We start from the raw sequence: 20,339 nt of genomic DNA, 5'->3' as shown, positions 1-20,339 counted from the left end.
TTTCCTCGATGAGGATGGAGCGAAAGCATGGCTACGAAGCCCGCGAAGAAGCCCGCCGCCGCCGCCGAGAAGAAGGCGCCGGCCAAGGCCCCCGCGAAGGCCCCTGCGGCGGAGAAGAAGCCCGCCACGAAGGCCGCCGCGAAGGCCCCCGCGAAGACCGCCGAGGCGAAGCCCGCCGAGAAGAAGGCGGTCGCCGCGAAGGCCCCCGTCAAGGCAGCGGCGAAGACCGCAGCGAAGGCGCCTGCGAAGGCCGCGGCCAAGCCCGCCGCCGAGAAGAAGGCCGCGGCTCCGAAGGCGGCTGCCAAGCCGGCGGCTGCGAAGAAGGCTGCGGAGAAGCCGGCGGCTGCGCCGAAGGCCGCCGCCAAGCCCGCCGCCGAGAAGAAGGCCGCGGCTCCGAAGGCGGCTGCCAAGCCGGCGGCGGAGAAGAAGCCCGCGGCCAAGGCCCCGGCCAAGAAGAAGTGAGCGTGGCCCCGTCGCCGGGGCCATCTCGCGCAGGCAGACCCGTTCCGAGGACCCGCGCGGCGCGGCGCCGTCGCGGGCCGCAGGTGGTCCGCCGAAATTCGGGAGCGCCCACATGCGGGCTCACCCGAGCTCGGATCCGCTCAAACTCGGGTCCGTCCAAACGCGGATCCCTCCAAACTCGGATCCGCTTGGCCCATCCCGCTCCGGGCGGGATGAATGAATTCCGGTGCCGGCATTTCATCGGCGCCAGCGTTCCGTGCGCAGGTCCGTGACACGCGACCACGGAGCGGTTGCAGCCGTCCGGCTTCGACAGCGCGGGTCCGGCGGCCTCTCCATTCTGCGCAGGTCCCGTTCCGGCTGCCGCCGGCCCGGGTCTGGGCGGCGGCTCGGCGCGGCAGAAGCACGCCGACGGAACGCGCAGAACGCGCAAGCGTCGGATGTGGGGGCTGGATGTGGGCCCGGTCTTCGGGCCGGCTTTGGCCATCCCCCGCCTCGCCCATTCCTCAGGGCATCGCCGCCTCCGGCCTGCGGACGCAGCCGCCGATGTTGCGTGAGGCCCATGTTGCGTGAGGCCGACGTTGCGTGAGCTTGTGCGGGAAATTTGCGACGCTAGATTTCGCCGGTCTGCCCCCAACTCTCGTGCTGGGACCGATCGGCCATGGCGCCACGTTGCTCTTTCTCCTCGCCCGGCCGCACGCGGCGCGCGGCCTTCATGCTCGCCGCCACGCTGGCGGTCGTGCCCGCCGGCGGCGCCCTGGCGCAGTCCAATCCCTGCGCCGCCCTCGGCCCCGGATTCCAGAAGGCGCCCGGCAGCGACAGCTGCGTGAAGACCGGCGGCGCGGTGCGGTTCGATGCCTATTCGGGCGGCAGCCTCAGCAGCAATCCCGGCGCCGGCAGCACGCCCACCGGCACCACCGGGGCGGCCGCCTCGCCACCGGCCGCGGCGACGCCATCGGACAAGAAGAGCCCGCCGCCCGCCGCGAACGATCCCTGGCGCCAGGCGCGCTGAGCGGCCCGCCTCGCCTTCGGGCGCCGCGCTCGTCTCTCTGGTCCCGCCGCATCCCTGAACGGACGCCTCCCCCGTCACGCGCCGCGCTGGCCGCGCGCCACCGCCCGCGCCACCAGGCCGGAGAGGTAGGCGTCCGAGCGGCGGAAGCCGGCGAGGTCCGGCGTCGAAACGTTCACCGTGACGCTGGCGCGCGCGCCGCCTTCCGCGCTGCGCACGCCGAGCGCGCCGTCGGCGCCGCGCGCCAAGGGAAGGATCGCCTCGGCGCCCTTCTCGCCCATCAGGCCGAGACCGGAGGCGAGCGGGAAATAGGTGGGCGCCGCCACCACGCCGCCGCGCGCGAACGGCTTCACCTGACCCTGCTGGATCACCCCGCCATCGGCGAAGCCGAGGCCGCCGAGCGCGCCGGACAGGAGGCCGGTGAGCCCCTGCTCCAGCGGCTTCAGCGCGGCGGTGAGCGCGAGGCTGGCGAGGCGCTGGGCGAGCTGCTCGAGCACCGTGCCGAGATCCTTGCCCTTCAGCGCGACGCCGGTGAATGCGCCCGACAGAGCGCTGGCGAAGCCGCGCGCGGAAACCTCGGCCGCGCCGAGCGCCTCCAGCGCCTTGCGGGTGTCCACGGACAGCTCGATGTCGACGCTCTCGGTCACGGCATTCTCCTCTCATCCCCATCGGGATAGCGGGCCATCAGCGCGTCGAGCCCGGCGCGCGCCATGGGCCCGGCGCGCTTCGGCGCGAGCGCGCCGAGCGCGGCGGCGAGCTCGCGCGGGGTCAGGCGCCAGAACTGGTCGGCTGGCAGCCGCAGGAGGCCGAGCCCGGCGCCCATCGCCTCCTCCCAGGGGAAGGGCGCGGGCGCGCCGGGCCGCGGCGTCAGCCCTCCTGCGGCGGCGGAGGGCGCTCCTCCTCGCCGCCGAAGGTCGCGGCCAGCAGGTCGCAGACGATGCGCGCGAAGCCGGCCGCGCCGCCCTCGGCCCGCATGCGCGCCACGTCGTCCGCCGACACGCGCTCGCCCGCCCCGCCCAGCCCCGCGGCGATGATGCGCGCGGCGTCGCGGGCACCGAGCCGGCCGCGCGAGAAGCGCGCGGCGAGCGCCATCAGGTCATCGGCGCCGAAGGCGGCCTCCAGCTCGGCGAGCGCGCCCAGCGTCAGCACCAGGGTGCGCGGGCGCCCGTCGAGCACGGCCTCGATCTCGCCACGTCGGGGATTGGCCATGGCGATGTCCTCAGAGCGCGGCGAAGGCGAGCGCGCCGGCGCTCTCCAAGGTGAGGTCGAAGGTCACCTCCCGGTCGTGCTCGGCGGCGATCTCCAGCGCCGTGACCTGGAACGGGCCGGTCACGGTGCCGAAGTCCGGGATCACCATCTGGCATTCCGGGATCGCGCCGGAGAAGAACACCTCCCGCACCAGGGCATCGGAGGCGGCGTCCTTGAACACGCCGGAGCCGGTGACGGCGGCGCGCCGCACCCCCGCCCCGGCCAGCAGCTCGCGCCACTGGCCGGCGGATTCGGCATGGGTCACGTCGACGCTCTGGGCGTTGAAGGCGATCTGGCGCGAGCGCAGGCCCGCCACCGTCACCAGGCCCGTGCCGTCATGCATCTTGAGGAGAAGGTCCTTGCCCTTCTGCGCGGCCATGGCGTGTCTCCGGATAGGGGATCAGAGCGGCTCGGTGACGGCGCGGAACCGCACCAGAGCGTGGAAGGTGCGCCCGTCGGCCTCGCGCACCACCTCGGCCGTGGTGGCGCGCAGGTTGGCGAGGCGATGGGCGTCGAGCGCGAGCGGCATGTCGTGCAGCGCCTCCTGCACCGCGGCGGCGATGGCGAACGCCTCCGCCCGCCCGCCGGAGCGGGAGAAGGCGTGCAAAGTGAGCGCATGCTCGGTGCCGCGCTCGGTGGCGGTGGACCAGTCGGCCACCACCGCCTCGCCGAGCGCGACGAACGGGAAGCCGGCGTCCTTCGGCGGCACGTCGAATACCTTCGCCCCGCCCAGCAGAGCGGCGAGCGGCGCGTCGGCGGCGAGCGCCGCATGGATCGCGGCGCGCAAGGCGAGCGCCGGGCTGTGGAGGGGCAGGCTCACGGTCGCCTCCTGCGGAACGAGAGCAGCGCCGCCGCGAGCCAGGGCGCGGGCGGCGTCTCAAGGGTGCCGCGCTCGCGGCCGAGCGCCTCTATCTGCGCGACCCGCACCGTGCGCCGCGCGCCGGTGCCGGCGACCGCGGCGGACGCCCCCGAGGCCGCGGCCATCTCCCGGGCCAAGGCGTCGGCGCCGCGCGCGGCGGCGGCCTCCGCGGCGGGCGGGATGGCGCGGGCGGCGAGGCGGCGGGCGAGGCCGTCGAGGCCCCGCGTTCGCGGGCGCGCGCTCATGGCTGCTCCTCCCGGCAGCGGCAGCGCGACAGGCGTCCGCGCCCGTCCGGATCCGCCACCGCCTCCACATGGAACACGCGGGCGCCCAGCGTCAGCCGGTCGCCCGGCGCCACCGTGTTGGGCGCGCGCACGGTGATGCGCGCGCGGTGGCCCGCCTGGGGCCGCTCGGCGGCGAGCGCGACGTCGTCGGCGAGCATCTCCACCCTGCCCCAGAGCTGGTCCACGGTGAGGAAGGTGCGGGCGATGCCGCCGGCGCCGTCCGGCAGGTCCACATAGGTCTGGTGCGCCAGGCGCTGGCGCAGCGCGCCGATGGCGCTCACAGCCGCACCACGCGATAGGGCGCGATCAGCGCCATGACCGCCGCGGGCAGCTCGGTGGCGGCGCCCGCGCCGTCGCGCAGCTCGTAGAAATGCGCCACCGCGAGCCGCACCGCCTGCAGGAGATCCGCCGGCACGTCCGCCGCCGCGCCGTAGCCGGCGCGGATGGCGATGCGGATGCCGTCATGGCGCGGGCCGGGCGCGGGCGCGCGGGCGCGGTCCACATGGATCAGCGCCGGCGCGCGCTCGCCCTTCAGCGTCAGCGCGCCGTCCGGCACCGCGACCTCGGCGCCGGCCGCGTCGGTGACGGTGGCCGAGAGGAGCGCCGAGACCGGCGCCACCGGCAGCGCGATGACGCCGCTCGCCGGCCAGGCGTCGCGGGAAAGCGCGAACTCCTGGTCCACCAGGATGCGCCCGCTCGCCGCCTCCACCAGCCGCCGTGCGGCGGGGATGAGGGCGTCGAGCAGCGCGTCCTCGGCATCGTGGTCGATGCGCAGGAAGGCTTTCGCCTCGGCGCGCGTCAGGGGCTCGGCCGCAGGGCCGGCGAGGGGCTCGGGCATGGGATGGGCTCCGGCTGGAAGGCGTTTGCGCGCGGGCGGGCCGTTGACGGCTGAGCCCGCCCCCGGCAGAAGACCGGCATGAAGATCCAAGCGTGGCGCCGCGCGCCGTCCGCCCTTCTCGCCCTCGCTCTGCTCGCGGGGGCCGCCGGCCCGGCGCGCGCCATCGTCGGCGGCGCGCCGGCGGGCGCGGAGGTGGCGGCGCAGACGGTGCTGCTGGTGTCGACGCGCGGGGCGACCTGCACCGGCACGGTGCTGGCGCGCGACGTGGTGCTCACCGCCGCGCACTGCGTGGAGCCGGCGGCCGACTATGCGGTGGCGCTGCTCTCGGGCGCCGAGCCGAAGCTGATCCCGGTGGCGCGGATCGCGCTCCATCCGGGCTTCAGCGCCGACCAGTTCCGCACCCGGCGGCCGACGCCGGACCTCGCGCTGGTGAAGCTCGCCGAGCCGCTGCCGGCATCGCTGCGCCCGGCGCGCCTCGCGCCGGCGGGCGGGCTGCCGCCCAAGGGCGACGGCTTCACCATCGCCGGCTTCGGCGTCACGGCGGACGGCGCCACCAAGAGCGCCGGAACGCTGCGCACGGTGGCGCTGCCGAACATCGGCTCCACCGGCGGCATCATGGTGCGCCTCTCGCGCGCCGAGGGCGGCGCCGGCGCCTGCACCGGCGATTCCGGCGGCCCGGCGTTCCGCGACGGCGCGGTGGCGGGCGTCATCGGCTGGGCTACCGCCTTGGGCAACGCCCGCGGCTGCGGCGGCGTCACCGGCGTCACTTTGGTCTCGCTCCACCGCGACTGGATCGACGCCAAGCTGAAGGCGCTCGCCGGGCGCTGAGGGGCGCCGGGACGGACGCCCGCCGCATCCCCCAGAACCGCCGTCATGCCCCGGCTTGACCGGAGCATCCAGGCAACCTTTCCAGCATCGCGACCGGCCACCGCATGGGCCCTCCGGTCAAGCCGGAGGGCGACGGTGGGGCAAGGGGCAGCGGCGGGGCAAGGAACGACGGCGCGGAAACCTCTCACCGCCGTCATGCTCCGGCTTGACCGGAGCATCCACGGCACCGCCGCCACGATCCCTCGCGGCCACCGCATGGGCCCTCCGGTCGAGCCGGAGGGCGACGGCGGGGCAAGGGGCGGCGGCGATAGAAAGCCCGCCACATCCCACGAAAACCACCGTCATGCTCCGGCTTGACCGGAGCATCCATGCCCCCTCCCGCATCGCGCCTGGCCGCAAGATGGGCCCTCCGGTCAAGCCGGAGGGCGACGGCGGGGCAAGGGGCGGCAGGCAAGGAGCGACGGCGCGGAAACCTCTCACCGCCGTCATGCTCCGGCTTGACCGGAGCATCCACGGCACCGCCGTCACGATCCCTCCCGGCCACCGCATGGGCCCTCCGGTCAAGCCGGAGGGCGACGGCGGGGCAAAGCGGTTGCCGGCGATAGAAAGCCCGCCGCATCCCACGAAAACCACCGTCATGCTCCGGCTTGACCGGAGCATCCACGGCACCGCCGCCACGATCCCTCCCGGCCACCGCGTGGGCCCTCCGGTCGAGCCGGAGGGCGACGGTGGGGCAAAGCGGTTGCCGGCGATAGAAAGCCCGCCGCATCCCACGAAAACCACCGTCATGCTCCGGCTTGACCGGAGCATCCACGGCACCGCCGCCACGATCCCTCCCGGCCACCGCATGGGCCCTCCGGTCGAGCCGGAGGGCGACGGCGGGGCAAGGGGCGGCGGCGATAGAAAGCCCGCCACATCCCACGAAAACCACCGTCATGCTCCGGCTTGACCGGAGCATCCACGGCACCGCCGTCACGATCCCTCCCGGCCACCGCATGGGCCCTCCGGTCGAGCCGGAGGGCGACGGTGGGACAAGGGGCGACGGCGGGGCAAGGGGGGGCGGCGGCGGCGTGGCGCCCCGCCCTCAGGCGGCGAACTTCAGCAGCTTGGCGGCGTCGAAGTCCTGCACCCCGCCGCCCACCCGCTTCGTCGTGTAGAACAGCACGTAGGGCTTGGCGGAATAGGGGTCGCGCAGCACCCGCACGCCGGCGCGGTCCACCACCAGGTAGAAGCGCCGGAAGTCGCCGAACGCGATCGCATGGGCGTCGGCGGCGATGTCCGGCATGTCCTCGCTCTCGGCCACCGGGAAGCCCATGAGGCTCGCCGACTGCCCCGCGCCGGGGGGCGGCGCCCAGAGATAGGTGCCGTTCTCGTCCTTGAGCTTGCGCGCCGCCGCCTGGGTGCGGCGGTTCATGAGGAAGGTGGCGTTCTGGCGGTAGGGCGCCTTCAGCGCATAGACGAGGTCGATCAGCGGGTCGGCCGGCGTCGCCGAGGGGAAGGCGCCCGCCGCGCCGGTGGCAACGACGCCCACCTTGCCCCAGCTCCAGGCGTCCTCGGCCGCCTTGGTGTAGGTGAGGAAGCCGGTGGGCTTGCCGGAGCCGTCGCCGGTGACGAAGGCGGTGCCCTCCTGGGCGGCGAAGCTCTGCTCCACCTCGGCCGCGAGCCACTCCTCCACGTTGACGCGCGCATCCTCCAGCAGCGCCGTGGTGGCGGCCGGCATGGCATAGAGCTCCATGGCCGGGAAGGCGAGCTCGGCCAGCACCGGGCTGTCGGTCTGCGGCCGCGCCGCGGTCTCCGCCGCCCAGCCGGAGACCGGGCCGGAGGTCATGAAGGGCTTGCGGTAGGTGCCGGCGCCGATGGTGCGCACGCTGGCGAGGGCGCGCACCGGCGAGAGCACGGCGAGGCGCCGGCCGATCTCGGCCTCGGCCTCGAACGGCACCAGGTAGCCGCCGTCCGCGCCGGTGCCGGCGGAGAGCGCCTTCGCCTCCATGGCCTTCAGGCCGCCGGCCTCGCCGTGGCGCACATAGGCGTCGAAGGCGCCGGCATGTGCCGCCTCGCCTGCGGTGCGCTCGGCCGCGCCGACGCCGAGCGCCGGCCGGCGCGCCTTGGTGGCGAGGGCGTCGAGCCGCGCCTGGTGGGCGTCGAGGGCGGCATCGATGCGGGCCATCTTGTCGGCGGTGAGCGGATCGGCGCTGCGGCGCTCGATCTCGGCGAGGCGCGTCTCGTTCGCCTCCTTGTAGATCTCGAAGGCGGCGAGGAACTCGGCCGCCGCCGCGCGCTCCTCCTGGGTCTCGGGCTTCGCCACCTTGGTCTCGGGGGCACGAAGGGTGTTCGCCATGGGTGTCGGTCCTCAGATGGTGACGGGGATGCGGGCTTCTCCGCGCAGGCGCGCGGCCGCCTCCCGCAGGGCGCGCGCGGGCACGGCGGCGGGGTCGGGCGTGCCGAGCGCGACCCGCGCGCCCGGCTGCATGGGGAAGGTGACGATGGACACCTCCCACAGGTCGATGCGGGAGATGCGGCGCACGCGGGTGCGCGGATCGCCGCGCGCCTCCACCGCCTTGAAGCCGATGGAGAGGCCGTCGAGCGCGCCCTCGGCGATGAGCGCCGCGCACTCGCGCGCCCGCTTCACGCCGGCCGAGAGGCGCCCGCGCACATGAAGGCCGCGCGCGTCCTCGGCGATCTCGCTCCACACGCCGATGGGCTCGGCGGGGTCGTGCTGGTAGAGCAGCCGCACGCCGCCGGCGCCGCGCCGGGCGAGGCTCTCGCGGAAGGCGCCGGGCAGCACCATGTCGCGGCCGAGATCCACCACGCCGAACAGGCAGGCATAGCCTTCGATCGAGAGGCCGGCCTCCATGCTCACGCCTCCCGCCCGCCGGGGGCGGGCGGCTTCTTCTTGCGCCGCCCCTTCTCCAGGCGCTCCAGCGTCGCGACGAAGTCGCGGAACACGCTCTGCGGCGCCGGGGTGGCCTTGGGCCGCGAGGGCGCGCCCGTCAGCGCGCGGATGCGCGGCGCGGGCGCCTTCTGGAACGGGGCGCGCATGGGATGGTCTCCGGTGGATGTCGATGGGTCAGGGCCGGCCCCGGGCTATTCCCGGCCGTGCCGGGCGTTGAAGCGCGCCAGCTCGCGCACGAAGTCGTCGAAGCGGCGATGCGCCCGCGCCACCTCGGCGAAGGCGCGGAAGAAGGCGAGCGAGGCGCCGATCGCCCACAGCGCCAGCGCCACATGGGCGATATCGCCGCGCTCGGCGACGGCGCGGATGAGCGCGTCCATGGCGGCTCCTGGAGCAGGGCAATGACTTCCGTCCCCGCTGTCATCCCCCGGCTTGTCCGGGGGATCCACCCGGCGGCCGGGCGCGCGGCGGGGAGGTGCATGGATGCTCCGGTCAAGCCGGAGCACGACGGCGGCGTTATGGGAGGCGCGCCGCGCTCCGGGCCGCCCTCGCCCGCTATCGCCGCCCGTCTTCCCCATAGCCCACCGCGGCGCGCTTCTCGGCGTCGGAAAGGAAGTCGGCGGCGCCGATGCGCTTCCACAGTTCGGAGCGCTCCACGGCCAGCGCCTCCACCTGGTCGAGGTCGGGCACCAGGCGCAGGTCCGCGCCATAGGCCGGGGCGAGCCAGGACGAGAGCTCGTCCGCCACGCGCCGCACCAGCGGCACCACGCTCTGGCGCCACAGCGCCCGGTTGGCCTCGGCATAATTGGCATAGGTGTTGTCGCCGGGGATGCCCAGCAGCAGCGGCGGCACGCCGATGGCGAGCGCGATCTCGCGCGCGGCGCCGTTGCGGGCGGCCTCGAAATCCATGTCCTTGGGCGAGAGCGAGAGCGCGCGCCATTCGAGCCCGCCCTCCAGGAGCAGCGGGCGGCCGGCATTGGCGGCGCCCTGGAACGAGGCCTCGAGCTCGCTCTTCAGGCGCTCGAACTGCTCCTCGGTGAGCGTGCCGGCGCCGCCATAGACCAGCGCCCCGGAGGGCCGGGCGGCGTTGTCGATCAGTGCCTTGTTCCAGGCGCCGGCGGCATTGTGGAGGTCGAGCGCCTGGGCGGCGGCCTCCAGCGGCGCGAAGCCGTAATGGTCGTCCACCGGGTTGAAGGCGGAAAGATGCAGCACCGGCGGCACGTCGGCGCCGGCCACCAGCGTCTCCTGGGCGATCCGCACCGTGCGGCCGGCGAGCGTGTAGTCGAACGCCTCCGGCCAGCCATCGGCGCCGGGCACCACGCGCACCCGGTCGGGGCGCAGCAGGTGCAGCTCGCGCACGCGGCCCTCCACCGCCACCGCCTCCACATAGGCGTTGCCCGCCACCAGCAGGTGGCAGCACAGGGCCTCCATGAAGGCGGTGCCGCCGAGCCGCGGATTGGGCCGCGCCACCAGCCGCAGCAGCGGATGCTCGGCCAGCTCCTCGGCGCCCGCCATGAGCACCAGCGGCACGCTCGCCGCCGCCTCGCCGATCAGCCGCACGGCGCGGTAGGCGATGGCGTTCCGCGCGAAGCCCTCCCGCGCCAGGCTCGCATAGTCGCGCGGGCTCCAGACCGGGCGGCCGGCGGCGAGCACCGCCACCAGCGCGGCGGCGCGGCTCGCCTTGGCCTCGGGCCGGGCGGCGGGCGAGCGGAAGGGCGCGGCGAAATGCGCCCTGAGCGGGGCGAGCAGGGCATCGAGCATGGAAGGCTCCGCGGATCGAGGCAGGGTCGGCAGGGCGGCCGGAACAAGCGGCGGGCGACACGACGGCGCCACGAAATGGCACCCTTCGCGCCGCATCCGGCCGCGAAGGGCGCACATTCTCCCGCTAGGAGACCGGCTCCGTCTCACGGACCGGCAACAAGGTCTTGCGTATGCCGGCCGGCCCCGTCCGCGTGTCGCGCGGACGGGGCCGCCGTAGGGGCGGCCTTCCATCGGCGATCGGATCGGGACCGCGAGCGCTCAGGCGGGGCGGCGCGGATAGTCGTGGCGCGGCGGCAGGCGGTGATAGAGGATCGCCAGCGCCACCAGGGCAAGGCTCCCCGTCACCACCACGCCCACCAGCGCCATGGGATCGCCCGGCGCCACCACCATCAGGATCGGCACCGCGCCGGCCGGCGGGTGCGAGACCCGGAACGCCAGCATGATGGCGATGGCGAGCCCGACGCCGAGCGCGGCCGCCCACCAGGCGCCGGGAAACAGCAGCGCCAGCGCCAGGCCGACCATGGCCGCGAGCGCGTAGCCGCCCACCACGTTGGCGGGCTGGGCGAGCGGCGTCGCGGGATGGGCGAACAGCAGCACGGCGCTGGCCCCGAACGGGGCGATCAGGAAGGGCAGGTCGGTGAAGGCGGCGAGCCCCGCCACCAGCCCCATGCCCAGCATGCCGCCGGCCCCGGACTTCATTCCGATCAGGAACGACCCGCAAGACGGCTCATGACGCGTGAAGAATGCTTTCCAATGCGATCTCATGGCACCTGAACGGGCAGAGAGGATGATTGAAAGGCAAATGTCTGCACACGTCGTTGTCATGCAGCCTCATTTGTAGGCATCACACTGCACGTATTCTGGATGCCAGGTCAAGGGGCGGGCGCGTCAGGCAGCGGGGCCGTTTGAAATCCCGTCGTTGGTCCGGGAACACCACGAACCCTCTCCCGCTTGCGGGAGAGGGAGCAACGCCAGCTCTCAGTTTCAAACCGACCCACTGCCGCGCGCCGGTGGCCATCCCCGCCCGTCATGCGCAAGATGACCGCCATCTCCGGAAGCGCCTCCACCCTCACAGACCGCGCACCCTCGGCGCCGCCGGCTTCGGCCCCAGCGACAAGGCGGTGACCGCCCACACCAGCGCATCCAGCCGGTCCGGCGAGCGTCCGGAGGACAGGCCGTCGGTGCCGAAGTCCGCCATCTCGTCCTCGAGTTGCGGGAAGGCGCCGGCATGGCGCACCCGGTTTTGCTCGTAGAGCGCCGCCACCGGCTCGGCGCGCAGATATTTTCCGCGCGTCGCGCGCACCTCGGTCACCGGCACGTCCGGGTCCACCTCGGCGAGCACCGCGCACACCATGTCGCCGCCCTGGTTCACCTCCACCACCACCTGGTCGGCGGCGAGGCGGCGGAACAGCGCCACCGCGCGCGCCGCCCACTGCGCCGGGCGCTGGCCCGCCGCGCTCTCGTCGGCGAGCACGTGTACCGTCCCCCCGGCATCGATGCCGGCGGCGACGAGGCCGCAGGCGTCCGCGCCGACGCGCGATGAGGCCGGCGGGTCCACCGCCACCACCACGCGGGCCAGCGGCGGCGCCGCGGCCTCGCGCGCCGCCTCGATGGCGGCGCGGGTCCACAGGGCGTCGGGGCGGTCCTCGATGATCTCGCCGTCCAGTTCCTGCCGGCCGAGGCGGGTGCCGCCGTAGCGCGCGATCACCTCCGAGAGGAAGGATGGCGCGAGATGGAAGGCGTTGGCGCGGGTGCCGGCGCGCGTCACGGCGCTGCGCGGGTCGCCCATCAGGCGGCGCAGCAGCGCGGTCGGGCGCGGCGTGGTGGTGACCATCTGGCGCGGCCGCGTGCCGAGCCTGAGGCCGAACTGCAGCATGTCGAAGGCGGCCTCGGCGCGCTTCCACTTGGCGAGCTCGTCGAGCCAGGCGGCGCCGAACTGCGGGCCGCGCAGGCTCTCCGGGTCGTCCGCCGAGAAGCCCTGGGCCACCGCCCCGTTGGGCCATTCGAGGCGGCGCCGGCTCGGCTCCCAGGCGGGGCGCTCGGCCGGCGGATGCACCGCCAGGAGGCCGGAGACGCCCTCCACCATCACCTCGCGCAGGTCCGACAGGCTCTCCGCCACCAGGGCGATGCGCGACACCGGCGCGGCGGCGAAGGGCGGCCGGCCGAGGGCGAGGGCGCGCACCCATTCGGCGCCGGCCCGGGTCTTGCCGGCGCCGCGCCCGCCCATGAGCAGCCAGGTGTGCCACGGCGTGCCCGACGCGGTGGCGGCGGGCGGCATCTGGTCGGGGCGCGCCCACAGCTCCCAGTCGGCGAGCAGCGCGTGGATGTCGGCGTCAGACAGGCTTCGCAGCAGGCTCTGCGCCTGCCCCGTCCGCGCGCAATCCGTCAAGCCGGCGCGCAAGCTCGCTGCGGAAGGCGTCGAGATCGCGGAATTCGGTGCCATCGCCCTCCCCTTCCATGGCCGCGCTCGCGCCGGGCGCCGGCCGGCCGCGGCCCGCGCGCCGGGCGCGCGTCGCGTCCTCCAGCGCCGCCAGCTCGCGCAGGGTGCGCGCCAGGATCGCGAGCGCGCGGGCGTCCTTCTCGGTGTCGCACCCGGCGTCCTCGCCCAGAGCGGGGATGCGCGCCTCGATCAGCGCCACCTGCCGCTCGGCCGCATGCCACAGGCGCGCCATGAGGCGGGCCCGCGTCGGCGCGGCGCCGGCGCGCGCGGCGGTCCGCGCGCCCGCAGCGGAACGGCGGCGCGGCACCGGCGCGAACACCACCGTGCCGTCGTCGGCGACGATGCGGTCGATCCAGCGATAGAGCGTGTCGCGCCCGTGCCCGGTGCGCCGGGCGATCTCCGTGAGCGGCACGCCCTCTTCGTAGAGCCGCCGCAGGAGGCGCGCATCCGCCGGCGGTGGCGGCGGCGCCCGCGTGCCGCGGATGGGTGGCGCCGCGCCGGCTCCTGCGGCCGCCGTCCCGCAGGCGGCGCCGGGCGGATCGCCAGCCGGGCCGGACATGCGGGCGGCGCCGGCACGCGGGGCGGGCGGCCGCGATGGCACGCCCTCCGGCGCGTCTGAACGCGCGCCCGCGCCTTCCGGCGCGGCGGGGCGCGAGCGCGCACCTTCCGGCGCGATGGGGCGCGGCGGTCTCGGCATGGCGGCGGTTCCGGCTGAGGCGCGACAGGTTCGCGGCGCGAACCCAGGGCGCGGGGTTCAGGAAACGAGAGGTTCAGGAGGCGCGATGTTCAGAATGCGAGACGTCGCGGCGGGAACGCGCGGCCTGCCGGCTCACTTTGGGAAGGAGCGGGCGCCGGGCGCAAATCTCGAACGTGCCGCAACCCTAGCGGAGCAGCGTCCGGCTGTCAAGGACTAAATTCCTCTTTCTCCCGTATCGCGGCGGCATCTGGCGTAGCGCCGGAACGCGGCCGCGCCGCGCGGGGGCAGCCGCCAAGGGCACAAGGGGTCAGTTGAGCTGGAGCAGGAAGCGCCGGTTGATCGCCTGGAGCGGACGCGCATTCATGGGGAAGATGGCGCGGAAGGCGTCGATGTCCGCCTGCCCCACCTCGATCGGGGTGGCGAAGACGTTCCAGTCCACCACCTCCGAGCAGGGCGGCGTCGTGAGCGAGCCCTCATAGCGGTAGAGGCTGCGGGACGCCGGCAGGAAGGCGGTGATGTCGATCACCGGCTGCGCCGCCGCCGCGCCCTCGGCCTTCGGCGCCACCGCCATCACCTGCGCGAAGGCGGCATTGGACTTGCCGGCCTTCATGAGCACGCCCACCACGGCGAGGCCGCCCTCTGGCCGGGCATGGACGAAATGCACCTCCATGGCGGTGCGCGCGCCGCCGATCGCGTGCTCGCTCGGCGCATGGAAATGGAACTGCTTCAGCTCATAGGCCTTGCCGGAGAGGTCGACGCTGTTGGCGCCGGACAGTGCATCCGCCTGGATGGTGTGGCCGTTATTGACCACCTTGAAGGGTTGCGCCGACCAGGAGAAGGCGAGCGGCTTCTGCGGCGTCTCGACGGCCCCCTCCAGGTTCACCGGCGACTGCTGGCTGCCGAGCGCGCAGGCCTGGAAATCGGCGGAGAGCGCGCCCCAGTCCTTCGGCCCGCCATGGCCCTCATAGGTCCAATGGGGATGGGCGGCTTCGGCGCGTGCGAGGCCGGCGCACAGCGGGCAGGCCGCGAGGCCGGAAAGGAGGCTGCGACGGGTGATGGACATGGCTCGTGTCTTTCTGTCCTTGGGACGGCGCCAAGATACCACGGGCGGATGAAGCACGCTTGAACCGAGCCATCGGCGCGGCGGCAAAAACATGACGCAGCGGAATGCGTTAGGCCGCGAACGATGGTTCCGGCGCGCCGGGGCGCGGTCGGCGGCGTGGAAAAGGCTGGCGGAGGGCGGCCGGTCAGCCGCGCGGGGCGGGAAGCGACATGGAGCGCGCGCCGGCGTCGCGCCGCTCCTCGGCACGGCGATCCTCGGCACGGCGATCCTCGCGCCGCATCTCGCGGCGGGCGAGCCGCGCCTCGCGGCGGAAGCGGCCCTGGCTCACCCAGGTGACCAGCCCGCCGAGGACGACCCCGGCGATCAGGGCGGCGAAGATCACCGCGAACAGGGGCACCGTCACCGAGAAGGCCGGCGTCGCGGGCGTGAAGGGATCGAGCGAGACGGTCACCGGCTTGCGGTTGGCCACCGCCAGCGCCACGCCGAGGATGGAGAGCGGAACGACGATCAGGAGCGAGAGGACGCGGCCCACGCTCACCGCCCGTCGTTGAGACGCTCGCGCATCTCCTTGCCGGTCTTGAAATAGGGCACGCTCTTCTCGCTCACCTCGACCTGCTTGCCGGTGCGCGGGTTGCGGCCGACGCGCGCGTCGCGCTTCTTCACCGAGAAGGCGCCGAAGCCGCGCAGCTCCACGCGGTCGCCCCGCTCCAGAGCCGAGACGATCTGCTCGAGGATGGCGTTGACGATGTTCTCGACGTCGCGCTGATAGAGATGGGGGTTGGCTTCCGCGATCTTCTGCACCAGTTCGGACTTGATCATGACGGCTTCGTCTCCCCCAGGAACGATCCAGAGTGCCGCCGCCTCCGACGACCAGCCCCCGCCCAAGCGGGACCGGAGCAGATGCGCGGGCCGGAATTCGGACGGTTCTCAAGCACCGTTCACCTGTCGATTTGAGGGTGCCAGAGGGCCAATAGGCCGTCAAGCTGAGCCCGCTCCAATGCGGCGCTTGTGGCCTGCGACAGGATGGCGGCGAGCTGCGGGAAGCCGAGGGCGCCGGCGAGCCCGGTGACCGCGCTCGAAAGCCAGCCGAACTCGTCGCCCACCTGCCGGGTGCGCCAGGTGCGCACCTTGAGGTCCTCGGAGACCCCCTTCTCGCGGGCGAGCCACGCGCGCGCCGTGGTCTCGTCGCCGAGCTCGTCCACCAGCTGCAGGCCGAGGCCCTGGTGGCCGGTGAAGACGCGCCCGTCGGCGACGGTGGCGAGCTGGGCGTCGGTGAGCTTGCGGCGGCTGGCGACGAGGCCCTTGAACCAGCCGTAGGTGTCCACCACCAGCGCGTCGATGGCGGCGCGCGCCTCCGGCGAGGTGGGGGTGTAGCCGTTGGGGGCGGCCTTGAGCGGCGACGACTTGATGTCCTCCACCGAGATGCCGACGCCCTTCAGCAGCTCGTAGACGTTGGGAAACTGGTAGATGACGCCCACCGAGCCCACGAGCGCGTTGCGCCGGGCGACGATGTGGTCGGCGCCGATGGCGGCGATGTAGCCGCCCGAGGCGGCGAGGCCCTCCACCACGGCGACCACCGGCTTCTTCTTGGCGAGGCGCTGGAGCGCGTCGTAGAGCTGCTCGGCGCCGGTGACGGTACCGCCGGGACTGTCGATGGACAGGATCACCGCCGCGGCGCGGGATTCGGCGATGTCGTCCAGCATCTCGACGCGCTCGCGGTCGTTGCGGATCACGCCGCCGATCACCACCCGCGCCACGTGCGGCGTGGAGGCGGAAATGGTGCGGCCGGCGATCACCGAGGCCGCCACCGCCACCGCGGCGACCGCGGCGAGCACGCCGAGCGTGCGCCAGAAGGTGAGCTTGCGCCTGAGGCGGCGGCGTTCGACGATCTGATCGGCGTCGAGGGACATGGCGGAAACTCCAGACGGCGCCCCCGGAGCCGCACGCCATCCCCGGCCCGATGCCGGGACGGGAGCGGCGGCGGCGCCCGCGCGGTGCGGACTTAAGCGGGCGGACCCGCCCTTGGCAAGCGCAAGCGGCGCCGTCACGCCCTCGCCCGGCCGATCGGGCGAGGCCCCGCGGCGGAAGGAGCCGGCCGTCCGGCGCGGCCGCGGCGATTGCCGCGCACAAAAGAAACGCACAAAAGAAAAACGCGGCCGCCGGCAGGAAACGGCGGGCCGCTCACCACATGTCGGAGACCGGCGTCCGGCCCTCTTGCTCGGCGATGCGCCGCAGGGTCGCGGGCGAGATGTCCTGCGGCAGCGCGTCGGGCGCGAAGAATTCGGCGGCGAGGATCTCGAGGTTGCGCGCCGGGCGCGGGCCGATGACGATGCGGCCGGCGCGGAACAGCACCACGTGGTCGCGCCCGCCGACGCGGGGGTTGAAGAACATGCCCGCCATGGCGAGCGGCTCCTCGGCCTCCACGTTCGCCTCCTCCTTCAACTCGCGCCGCGCGGCATCGGCGGCGGTCTCGCCGAAATCGACGCCGCCGCCGGGCAGGTGCCAGCCCGGCAGGTAGGAATGGCGCACCAGCAGCAGGCGCCCGTCCGCGTCCTCGGCCATGACGCGCACGCCGAGCGTCATGCCGTGGCGCACCCGGCGGATCAGGGGAATGAGCCCAAGCATGCCGCCACCTTAGACCATCCGGCGCCGCGGCACAGGCTGGACCGCAAAGGCTAGAGCATATCGACATTCATCGCAGCCAGATCATGGCTGCGGCGATGTGGATGAAGCCGGTGAAGTGGATTGTCCTGCGGTCATATCTGGTCGCGAAGCGTCGGAAGTGCTTGAGGCGGTTGAAGCAGCGCTCGATCCGGTTGCGCCGCCTGTAAGCCATGACATCGTGGGCGATGAGCACCTTGCGGGTGCGGTTGGAAGGGATCACCGCCGTCGCGCCGATGCCGGTCACGATCTTGCGGAAGGCATTGCTGTCATAGGCCTTGTCGGCGAGCACGGCGCCACCGACCCGGCCCTCCACCAGGGCTGGAGCGGCGGTGACATCGCCTTTCTGGCCGGCCGTGACGATGAAGCGCAAGGGCCGCCCCAGCGCGTCGGCCAGCATGTGGATCTTGGTGGTCAATCCCCCTCGGGAACGCCCCAGCGCCTGATCCTTGGCCCCCCTTTTCCGCTCGCGGCCTGCTGGTGGGCGCGGACGATGGTTGAGTCGATCATCAGATAGCGGTTGTCGTGATCGGCTGTCAGAGCCTCGAACACGCGCTCCCAGACCCCGGCGTGGCACCAGCGGCTGAAGCGCTTGTGGATGCTCTTCCAGCGGCCATAGCGCTCGGGCAGGTCGCACCAGTGCGCGCCGGACCGTAGAACCCAAAGACACCCGTTGACGAACAAGCGGTTATCCGAGCCCGTCCGCCCGGGATCCGTCGCCTTGCCGGGCAACAGCGGCGCGATCTTCTCCCATTGAGCGTCGCTCAATTCATACCGTTTCGCGGCCATGCCGGGGCTCCGTGCGGAAAACACGGTTCCCTATGAATCAGCATTTCAGCGCGCTGGGAATCCTGAATGTCGATCCCGCCTAGACCGCAAAGGCCTGTCCGCACCGGCCAGAAGACGCAGCCGTGCGGGCGCGGCCCCGGAAGCGCCGGCCCGGCGCCTGGCCTCAGCCCGCCGCTGCGGCCAGCGCCGCGGCCTCGATCTCCTGCGCCCTCTTGAAGGCGGGGCGCGCCGTGAGGCGCTCCACATAGGCGACCATGGCCGGGGTGGGATCGATCACCTTGAGCAGGCCGATGCCGTACCACACGTCGGAGCCCAGCATCACGTCGGCGGCGGTGAACTGCTCCCCCAGCAGATAGGGACCGGGCGTCAGCGCCGCGTCCACCACCTCCATCACCAGGTCGAAGCTGCCCCAGCCGGCGCTCGACTTGGGCAGGCTCACACCCATCATCTTCTGCACGAAGGCCGGCTCCATGCAGCCGGCCGAGAAGAACAGGTATTGCAGATAGCGCCCGCGCGCCGGATCGCCCAGGGCCGGGGCGAGGCCGGCTTCCGGCACGCGCTCAGCCACGTAGGCGCAGATGGCGGCGCTCTCGGCGAGGCGCGCTTCGCCATCGGTCAGCGCCGGAACCTTGCCCATGGGATTGACGGCGCGGAAAGCCGGCGTGTCCTGGGCGCCGTTGCGGATGTCGACCAGCGCCCGCTCATAGGCAACCCCGGCCTCCTCCAGCATCCACAGCACGCGAAAGGCCCGGCTATGGGGCGCCCAATAGAGCTTCACTGGCGGTTCTCCCTGGATTTGATCTTTCAGAACATAAAGGGAACATCAACGGGTGTCGAGTCCGCATCAGGACGTATCCGCCGTCATGCTCCGACGTGATCGGAGCATCCACGCCTTGCGTGGGTGCGAGCCGGCTCAGGGCCTTGCGCGCGGGGCTGCGGCGATGGATAATGCGCATACGGCCTGGGGTGCCGTGCACGTGCACGGCTGAGATCATACCCATCGAACCTGTCTGGATCATGCCAGCGTAGGGAGATGCCGATGAGCGCGAGCTTATCGACCTTCGCATCGTCTTCGTCCGAAACCGCCGCCAGCCCGGCGCGGATGAAGGAATCGTGCCCGCGCGTCGCCATCGTCGGCGGCGGCGTCATCGGGCTCGCCATCGCCTGGCGGCTCGCCAAGGCAGGCTGCCCGGTGGATGTGTTCGAGGCCGGCGAGGCCGGCCGGGGCGCCACCCATGCCGCCGCCGGCATGCTCGCCGCCTGCGCCGAGGCCGAGCCCGGCGAGCATGTCCTGCTCGCGCTCAACCGCGCGAGCCAGGCGCTCTGGCCCGCCTTCGCCGCTGAGCTGGAGCAGGAGACGGGCACGGGCGTCGACCTGCGCACGGAGGGCACGCTCTCCATCGCCCTCACCGCCGACGACCTCGCGCGGCTGCGGCATCTCCACGCGCTCCAGACCTCCCTCGGCCTGCCGGTGGAATGGCTCGGCGGCGCCGAGGTGCGTCGGCGCGAGCCCTATCTCGCGGCCAAGGTGGCGGGCGCGATCCTGACGCCGGAAGACCACCAGGTGGACAACCGCAAGGTGGCCGCGGCACTGAAGGCGGCGGCGCTCGCCGCCGGCGTCGGGCTCCACGAGGGCCTGCCGGCGGAGCGGATCGAGGCCGCGTCCGGCCGCGTCACCGGCGTGGTGGCGGGCGGCGCGCTCCACGGCGCCGACGTGGCGGTGCTCGCCGCCGGCGCCTGGAGCCGCGGCATCGGCACGGCCCCGGCGGCGCCCCTGCCGGTGCGGCCCATCAAGGGCCAGATGCTGGCGCTGCAGATGGACCCGGCGGCGCCGATCCTCACCCACGTCCTGTGGGCGCCCGGCGCCTATCTGGTGCCGCGCCGCGACGGCCGGCTCATCATCGGCGCCACCACCGAGGAGAAGGGCTTCGACACCTCGCTCACCGCCGGCGGCCTGCTGGCGCTGCTCACCAATGCCTGGCGCGCGCTGCCGACCCTGGAGGAGCTGCCGATCATCGAGCAGTGGGTGGGCTTCCGCCCCGGCAGCCGCGACGACGCGCCGATCCTCGGCCCGAGCGCCGAGGTGGAGGGCCTCGTCTACGCCACCGGCCACCACCGCAACGGCATCCTGCTGCTGCCGGTGACGACCGATGCCATCGTCTCCCAGATCCTCGACGGCCGCATGGACGCGGTGGCGGCGCCGTTCACGGCGTCGCGCTTCGCCCCGCGCGCGGCGGCGGAGTGACGGCCATGACGCTCGCCCTGAAGGTGAACGGCGCGCCGGAGCGGCACCCCGTCGCCACCGTCGCGGAGCTTTTGCGCGAGAAGGGCGTGGAGGACGGCCGCAAGGGCATCGCGGTGGCGCTCAACGGCGCCGTGGTGCCGCGCCGCGCCTGGGGCGAGACCCGGCTTGCGGCCGGCGACCAGGTGGAGATCATCGAGGCGAAGCAGGGGGGCTGACCCCCCAGGCGCTCCGGGGAGGGAGCGCTTCGCGCAGGAAAGAACGAGAACAA

General features: G+C 73.7%; 27 protein-coding genes, 1 pseudogene and 1 riboswitch. Of the genes and pseudogenes, 5 read left to right on the top strand and 23 right to left on the bottom strand.

The genetic code is table 11. From position 1 onward, the window contains the following. The first annotated feature begins 27 nt into the window (after positions 1-27). Together V5F67_RS08005 and V5F67_RS08000 are read left to right on the top strand one after the other, a co-directional pair. The gene (locus V5F67_RS08005) at positions 28-462 is read left to right on the top strand and encodes a hypothetical protein (RefSeq protein ID WP_509210635.1); all 435 of its coding nucleotides are present in this window, start codon (positions 28-30) and stop codon (positions 460-462) included. A gap of 658 nt (positions 463-1,120) precedes the next feature. Continuing rightward, entirely contained in the window at positions 1,121-1,471 is a 351-nt protein-coding gene (locus V5F67_RS08000) for a hypothetical protein (protein ID WP_509210634.1), read from the top strand. A 74-nt stretch (positions 1,472-1,545) separates the two neighbouring features. On the opposite strand, the gene V5F67_RS07995 is transcribed toward V5F67_RS08000, so the two are convergent. The 8 genes from V5F67_RS07995 to V5F67_RS07960 are packed head-to-tail and all read right to left on the bottom strand — an operon-like array spanning position 1,546 to position 4,697. Continuing rightward, positions 1,546-2,115, bottom strand: coding sequence for a phage tail tape measure protein (locus V5F67_RS07995; protein ID WP_509210633.1), 570 nt, complete (start codon positions 2,113-2,115; stop codon positions 1,546-1,548). Then, positions 2,112-2,339: a rcc01693 family protein gene (locus V5F67_RS07990; RefSeq protein WP_509210657.1), complete on the bottom strand. Its 228-nt coding sequence runs from the start codon at positions 2,337-2,339 to the stop codon at positions 2,112-2,114. Before V5F67_RS07990 ends, V5F67_RS07995 begins: the two co-directional genes overlap by 4 nt. Next, positions 2,336-2,677: a GTA-gp10 family protein gene (locus V5F67_RS07985; RefSeq protein ID WP_509210632.1), complete on the bottom strand. Its 342-nt coding sequence runs from the start codon at positions 2,675-2,677 to the stop codon at positions 2,336-2,338. Before V5F67_RS07985 ends, V5F67_RS07990 begins: the two co-directional genes overlap by 4 nt. Before the next feature lie 10 nt (positions 2,678-2,687). Beyond that, entirely contained in the window at positions 2,688-3,095 is a 408-nt protein-coding gene (locus V5F67_RS07980) for a phage major tail protein, TP901-1 family (protein WP_509210631.1), read from the bottom strand. Between the two features lie 21 nt (positions 3,096-3,116). Next, positions 3,117-3,536 carry a tail completion protein gp17 gene (locus V5F67_RS07975; protein WP_509210630.1) on the bottom strand — a complete coding sequence of 140 codons (420 nt, stop codon included), beginning with the start codon at positions 3,534-3,536 and terminating at the stop codon, positions 3,117-3,119. After that, positions 3,533-3,820, bottom strand: a complete 288-nt coding sequence (locus tag V5F67_RS07970; protein WP_509210629.1) for a hypothetical protein — start codon at positions 3,818-3,820, stop codon at positions 3,533-3,535. The genes V5F67_RS07975 and V5F67_RS07970 overlap by 4 nt, the downstream gene beginning before the upstream one ends. Next, positions 3,817-4,140 carry a phage head closure protein gene (locus V5F67_RS07965; RefSeq protein ID WP_509210628.1) on the bottom strand — a complete coding sequence of 108 codons (324 nt, stop codon included), beginning with the start codon at positions 4,138-4,140 and terminating at the stop codon, positions 3,817-3,819. Before V5F67_RS07965 ends, V5F67_RS07970 begins: the two co-directional genes overlap by 4 nt. Next, complete coding sequence (locus V5F67_RS07960) at positions 4,137-4,697, bottom strand: head-tail connector protein (RefSeq protein ID WP_509210627.1); 561 nt, start codon at positions 4,695-4,697, stop codon at positions 4,137-4,139. The genes V5F67_RS07965 and V5F67_RS07960 overlap by 4 nt, the downstream gene beginning before the upstream one ends. A gap of 78 nt (positions 4,698-4,775) precedes the next feature. Between V5F67_RS07960 and V5F67_RS07955 the strand changes: the two genes are divergently transcribed. Further along, entirely contained in the window at positions 4,776-5,525 is a 750-nt protein-coding gene (locus V5F67_RS07955) for a trypsin-like serine protease (protein ID WP_509210626.1), read from the top strand. 1,084 nt (positions 5,526-6,609) lie between these two features. Here the strand turns inward: V5F67_RS07955 and V5F67_RS07950 are convergent. From V5F67_RS07950 to V5F67_RS07880, 15 genes and pseudogenes are all read right to left on the bottom strand, one after another. After that, on the bottom strand, positions 6,610-7,863 hold the full coding sequence (locus V5F67_RS07950) for a phage major capsid protein (protein ID WP_394022231.1): 1,254 nt from the start codon (positions 7,861-7,863) through the stop codon (positions 6,610-6,612). 12 nt (positions 7,864-7,875) lie between these two features. Continuing rightward, on the bottom strand, positions 7,876-8,379 hold the full coding sequence (locus V5F67_RS07945; RefSeq protein WP_394022240.1) for an HK97 family phage prohead protease: 504 nt from the start codon (positions 8,377-8,379) through the stop codon (positions 7,876-7,878). Positions 8,380-8,381: 2 nt separating this feature from the next. After that, entirely contained in the window at positions 8,382-8,564 is a 183-nt protein-coding gene (locus tag V5F67_RS07940; protein WP_394022232.1) for a hypothetical protein, read from the bottom strand. A 45-nt stretch (positions 8,565-8,609) separates the two neighbouring features. After that, positions 8,610-8,795 carry a hypothetical protein gene (locus tag V5F67_RS07935; protein WP_394022233.1) on the bottom strand — a complete coding sequence of 62 codons (186 nt, stop codon included), beginning with the start codon at positions 8,793-8,795 and terminating at the stop codon, positions 8,610-8,612. A 175-nt stretch (positions 8,796-8,970) separates the two neighbouring features. After that, the gene (locus V5F67_RS07930) at positions 8,971-10,176 is read right to left on the bottom strand and encodes a phage portal protein (protein ID WP_394022234.1); all 1,206 of its coding nucleotides are present in this window, start codon (positions 10,174-10,176) and stop codon (positions 8,971-8,973) included. 258 nt (positions 10,177-10,434) lie between these two features. Continuing rightward, positions 10,435-10,875, bottom strand: a complete 441-nt coding sequence (locus V5F67_RS07925) for an HPP family protein (RefSeq protein ID WP_394022235.1) — start codon at positions 10,873-10,875, stop codon at positions 10,435-10,437. A 370-nt stretch (positions 10,876-11,245) separates the two neighbouring features. Beyond that, positions 11,246-12,619: a DNA-packaging protein gene (locus tag V5F67_RS07920; protein WP_445328690.1), complete on the bottom strand. Its 1,374-nt coding sequence runs from the start codon at positions 12,617-12,619 to the stop codon at positions 11,246-11,248. Beyond that, entirely contained in the window at positions 12,510-13,175 is a 666-nt protein-coding gene (locus tag V5F67_RS07915; RefSeq protein ID WP_394022236.1) for a helix-turn-helix domain-containing protein, read from the bottom strand. Before V5F67_RS07915 ends, V5F67_RS07920 begins: the two co-directional genes overlap by 110 nt. A 445-nt stretch (positions 13,176-13,620) precedes the next feature. Then, positions 13,621-14,370 (bottom strand): carbonic anhydrase, encoded by a 750-nt coding sequence (locus V5F67_RS07910; RefSeq protein WP_394022242.1) that lies wholly within the window; start codon positions 14,368-14,370, stop codon positions 13,621-13,623. 190 nt (positions 14,371-14,560) lie between these two features. After that, positions 14,561-14,914 carry a lipopolysaccharide assembly protein LapA domain-containing protein gene (locus V5F67_RS07905; protein WP_394022237.1) on the bottom strand — a complete coding sequence of 118 codons (354 nt, stop codon included), beginning with the start codon at positions 14,912-14,914 and terminating at the stop codon, positions 14,561-14,563. After that, a complete protein-coding gene (ihfB, locus tag V5F67_RS07900; RefSeq protein ID WP_121622447.1) occupies positions 14,911-15,195 on the bottom strand; it encodes an integration host factor subunit beta in 285 nt (94 codons plus the stop codon). Before ihfB ends, V5F67_RS07905 begins: the two co-directional genes overlap by 4 nt. 119 nt (positions 15,196-15,314) lie before the next feature. Next, complete coding sequence (gene sppA / locus V5F67_RS07895; protein WP_394022238.1) at positions 15,315-16,286, bottom strand: signal peptide peptidase SppA; 972 nt, start codon at positions 16,284-16,286, stop codon at positions 15,315-15,317. Positions 16,287-16,557: 271 nt separating this feature from the next. Beyond that, positions 16,558-17,001 carry an NUDIX domain-containing protein gene (locus tag V5F67_RS07890; protein WP_394022239.1) on the bottom strand — a complete coding sequence of 148 codons (444 nt, stop codon included), beginning with the start codon at positions 16,999-17,001 and terminating at the stop codon, positions 16,558-16,560. 67 nt (positions 17,002-17,068) lie between these two features. Further along, positions 17,069-17,826, bottom strand: a pseudogene (locus tag V5F67_RS07885) (IS5 family transposase). Positions 17,827-17,989: 163 nt separating this feature from the next. After that, a complete protein-coding gene (locus V5F67_RS07880; RefSeq protein ID WP_394021996.1) occupies positions 17,990-18,604 on the bottom strand; it encodes a glutathione S-transferase family protein in 615 nt (204 codons plus the stop codon). A 174-nt stretch (positions 18,605-18,778) separates the two neighbouring features. Then, a riboswitch (TPP riboswitch) is annotated at positions 18,779-18,877 on the top strand. On the opposite strand from V5F67_RS07880, the gene thiO reads away from it, so the two are divergent. After that, on the top strand, positions 18,866-20,071 hold the full coding sequence (thiO, locus tag V5F67_RS07875) for a glycine oxidase ThiO (protein ID WP_394021997.1): 1,206 nt from the start codon (positions 18,866-18,868) through the stop codon (positions 20,069-20,071). Its footprint overlaps the riboswitch before it by 12 nt. 5 nt (positions 20,072-20,076) lie before the next feature. Next, on the top strand, positions 20,077-20,286 hold the full coding sequence (thiS, locus tag V5F67_RS07870) for a sulfur carrier protein ThiS (RefSeq protein WP_394021998.1): 210 nt from the start codon (positions 20,077-20,079) through the stop codon (positions 20,284-20,286). The last annotated feature ends 53 nt before the right edge of the window (positions 20,287-20,339 follow it).

The sequence above is a fragment of the Xanthobacter pseudotagetidis genome (assembly GCF_043194795.2).
Lineage (GTDB): Bacteria > Pseudomonadota > Alphaproteobacteria > Rhizobiales > Xanthobacteraceae > Xanthobacter > Xanthobacter tagetidis_A.
The sequence above is the reverse complement of the archived record's forward strand: the minus strand, read 5'-3'. Positions and strand labels throughout refer to the sequence as shown.

Coding starts and splice junctions, on each gene's coding strand:
- V5F67_RS08005 (WP_509210635.1), top strand. CDS start 28: ATGGCTACGAAGCCCGCGAAGAAGCCCGCCGCCGCCGCCGAGAAGAAG.
- V5F67_RS07915 (WP_394022236.1), bottom strand. CDS start 13,175: ATGTCCGGCCCGGCTGGCGATCCGCCCGGCGCCGCCTGCGGGACGGCG.
- V5F67_RS07980 (WP_509210631.1), bottom strand. CDS start 3,095: ATGGCCGCGCAGAAGGGCAAGGACCTTCTCCTCAAGATGCATGACGGC.
- sppA (WP_394022238.1), bottom strand. CDS start 16,286: ATGTCCCTCGACGCCGATCAGATCGTCGAACGCCGCCGCCTCAGGCGC.
- V5F67_RS07930 (WP_394022234.1), bottom strand. CDS start 10,176: ATGCTCGATGCCCTGCTCGCCCCGCTCAGGGCGCATTTCGCCGCGCCC.
- V5F67_RS07950 (WP_394022231.1), bottom strand. CDS start 7,863: ATGGCGAACACCCTTCGTGCCCCCGAGACCAAGGTGGCGAAGCCCGAG.
- V5F67_RS07985 (WP_509210632.1), bottom strand. CDS start 2,677: ATGGCCAATCCCCGACGTGGCGAGATCGAGGCCGTGCTCGACGGGCGC.
- V5F67_RS07940 (WP_394022232.1), bottom strand. CDS start 8,564: ATGCGCGCCCCGTTCCAGAAGGCGCCCGCGCCGCGCATCCGCGCGCTG.
- ihfB (WP_121622447.1), bottom strand. CDS start 15,195: ATGATCAAGTCCGAACTGGTGCAGAAGATCGCGGAAGCCAACCCCCAT.
- V5F67_RS08000 (WP_509210634.1), top strand. CDS start 1,121: ATGGCGCCACGTTGCTCTTTCTCCTCGCCCGGCCGCACGCGGCGCGCG.
- V5F67_RS07920 (WP_445328690.1), bottom strand. CDS start 12,619: ATGGCACCGAATTCCGCGATCTCGACGCCTTCCGCAGCGAGCTTGCGC.
- V5F67_RS07960 (WP_509210627.1), bottom strand. CDS start 4,697: ATGCCCGAGCCCCTCGCCGGCCCTGCGGCCGAGCCCCTGACGCGCGCC.
- V5F67_RS07970 (WP_509210629.1), bottom strand. CDS start 3,820: ATGAGCGCGCGCCCGCGAACGCGGGGCCTCGACGGCCTCGCCCGCCGC.
- V5F67_RS07945 (WP_394022240.1), bottom strand. CDS start 8,379: ATGGAGGCCGGCCTCTCGATCGAAGGCTATGCCTGCCTGTTCGGCGTG.
- V5F67_RS07935 (WP_394022233.1), bottom strand. CDS start 8,795: ATGGACGCGCTCATCCGCGCCGTCGCCGAGCGCGGCGATATCGCCCAT.
- V5F67_RS07925 (WP_394022235.1), bottom strand. CDS start 10,875: ATGAAGTCCGGGGCCGGCGGCATGCTGGGCATGGGGCTGGTGGCGGGG.
- V5F67_RS07955 (WP_509210626.1), top strand. CDS start 4,776: ATGAAGATCCAAGCGTGGCGCCGCGCGCCGTCCGCCCTTCTCGCCCTC.
- thiS (WP_394021998.1), top strand. CDS start 20,077: ATGACGCTCGCCCTGAAGGTGAACGGCGCGCCGGAGCGGCACCCCGTC.
- thiO (WP_394021997.1), top strand. CDS start 18,866: ATGAGCGCGAGCTTATCGACCTTCGCATCGTCTTCGTCCGAAACCGCC.
- V5F67_RS07890 (WP_394022239.1), bottom strand. CDS start 17,001: ATGCTTGGGCTCATTCCCCTGATCCGCCGGGTGCGCCACGGCATGACG.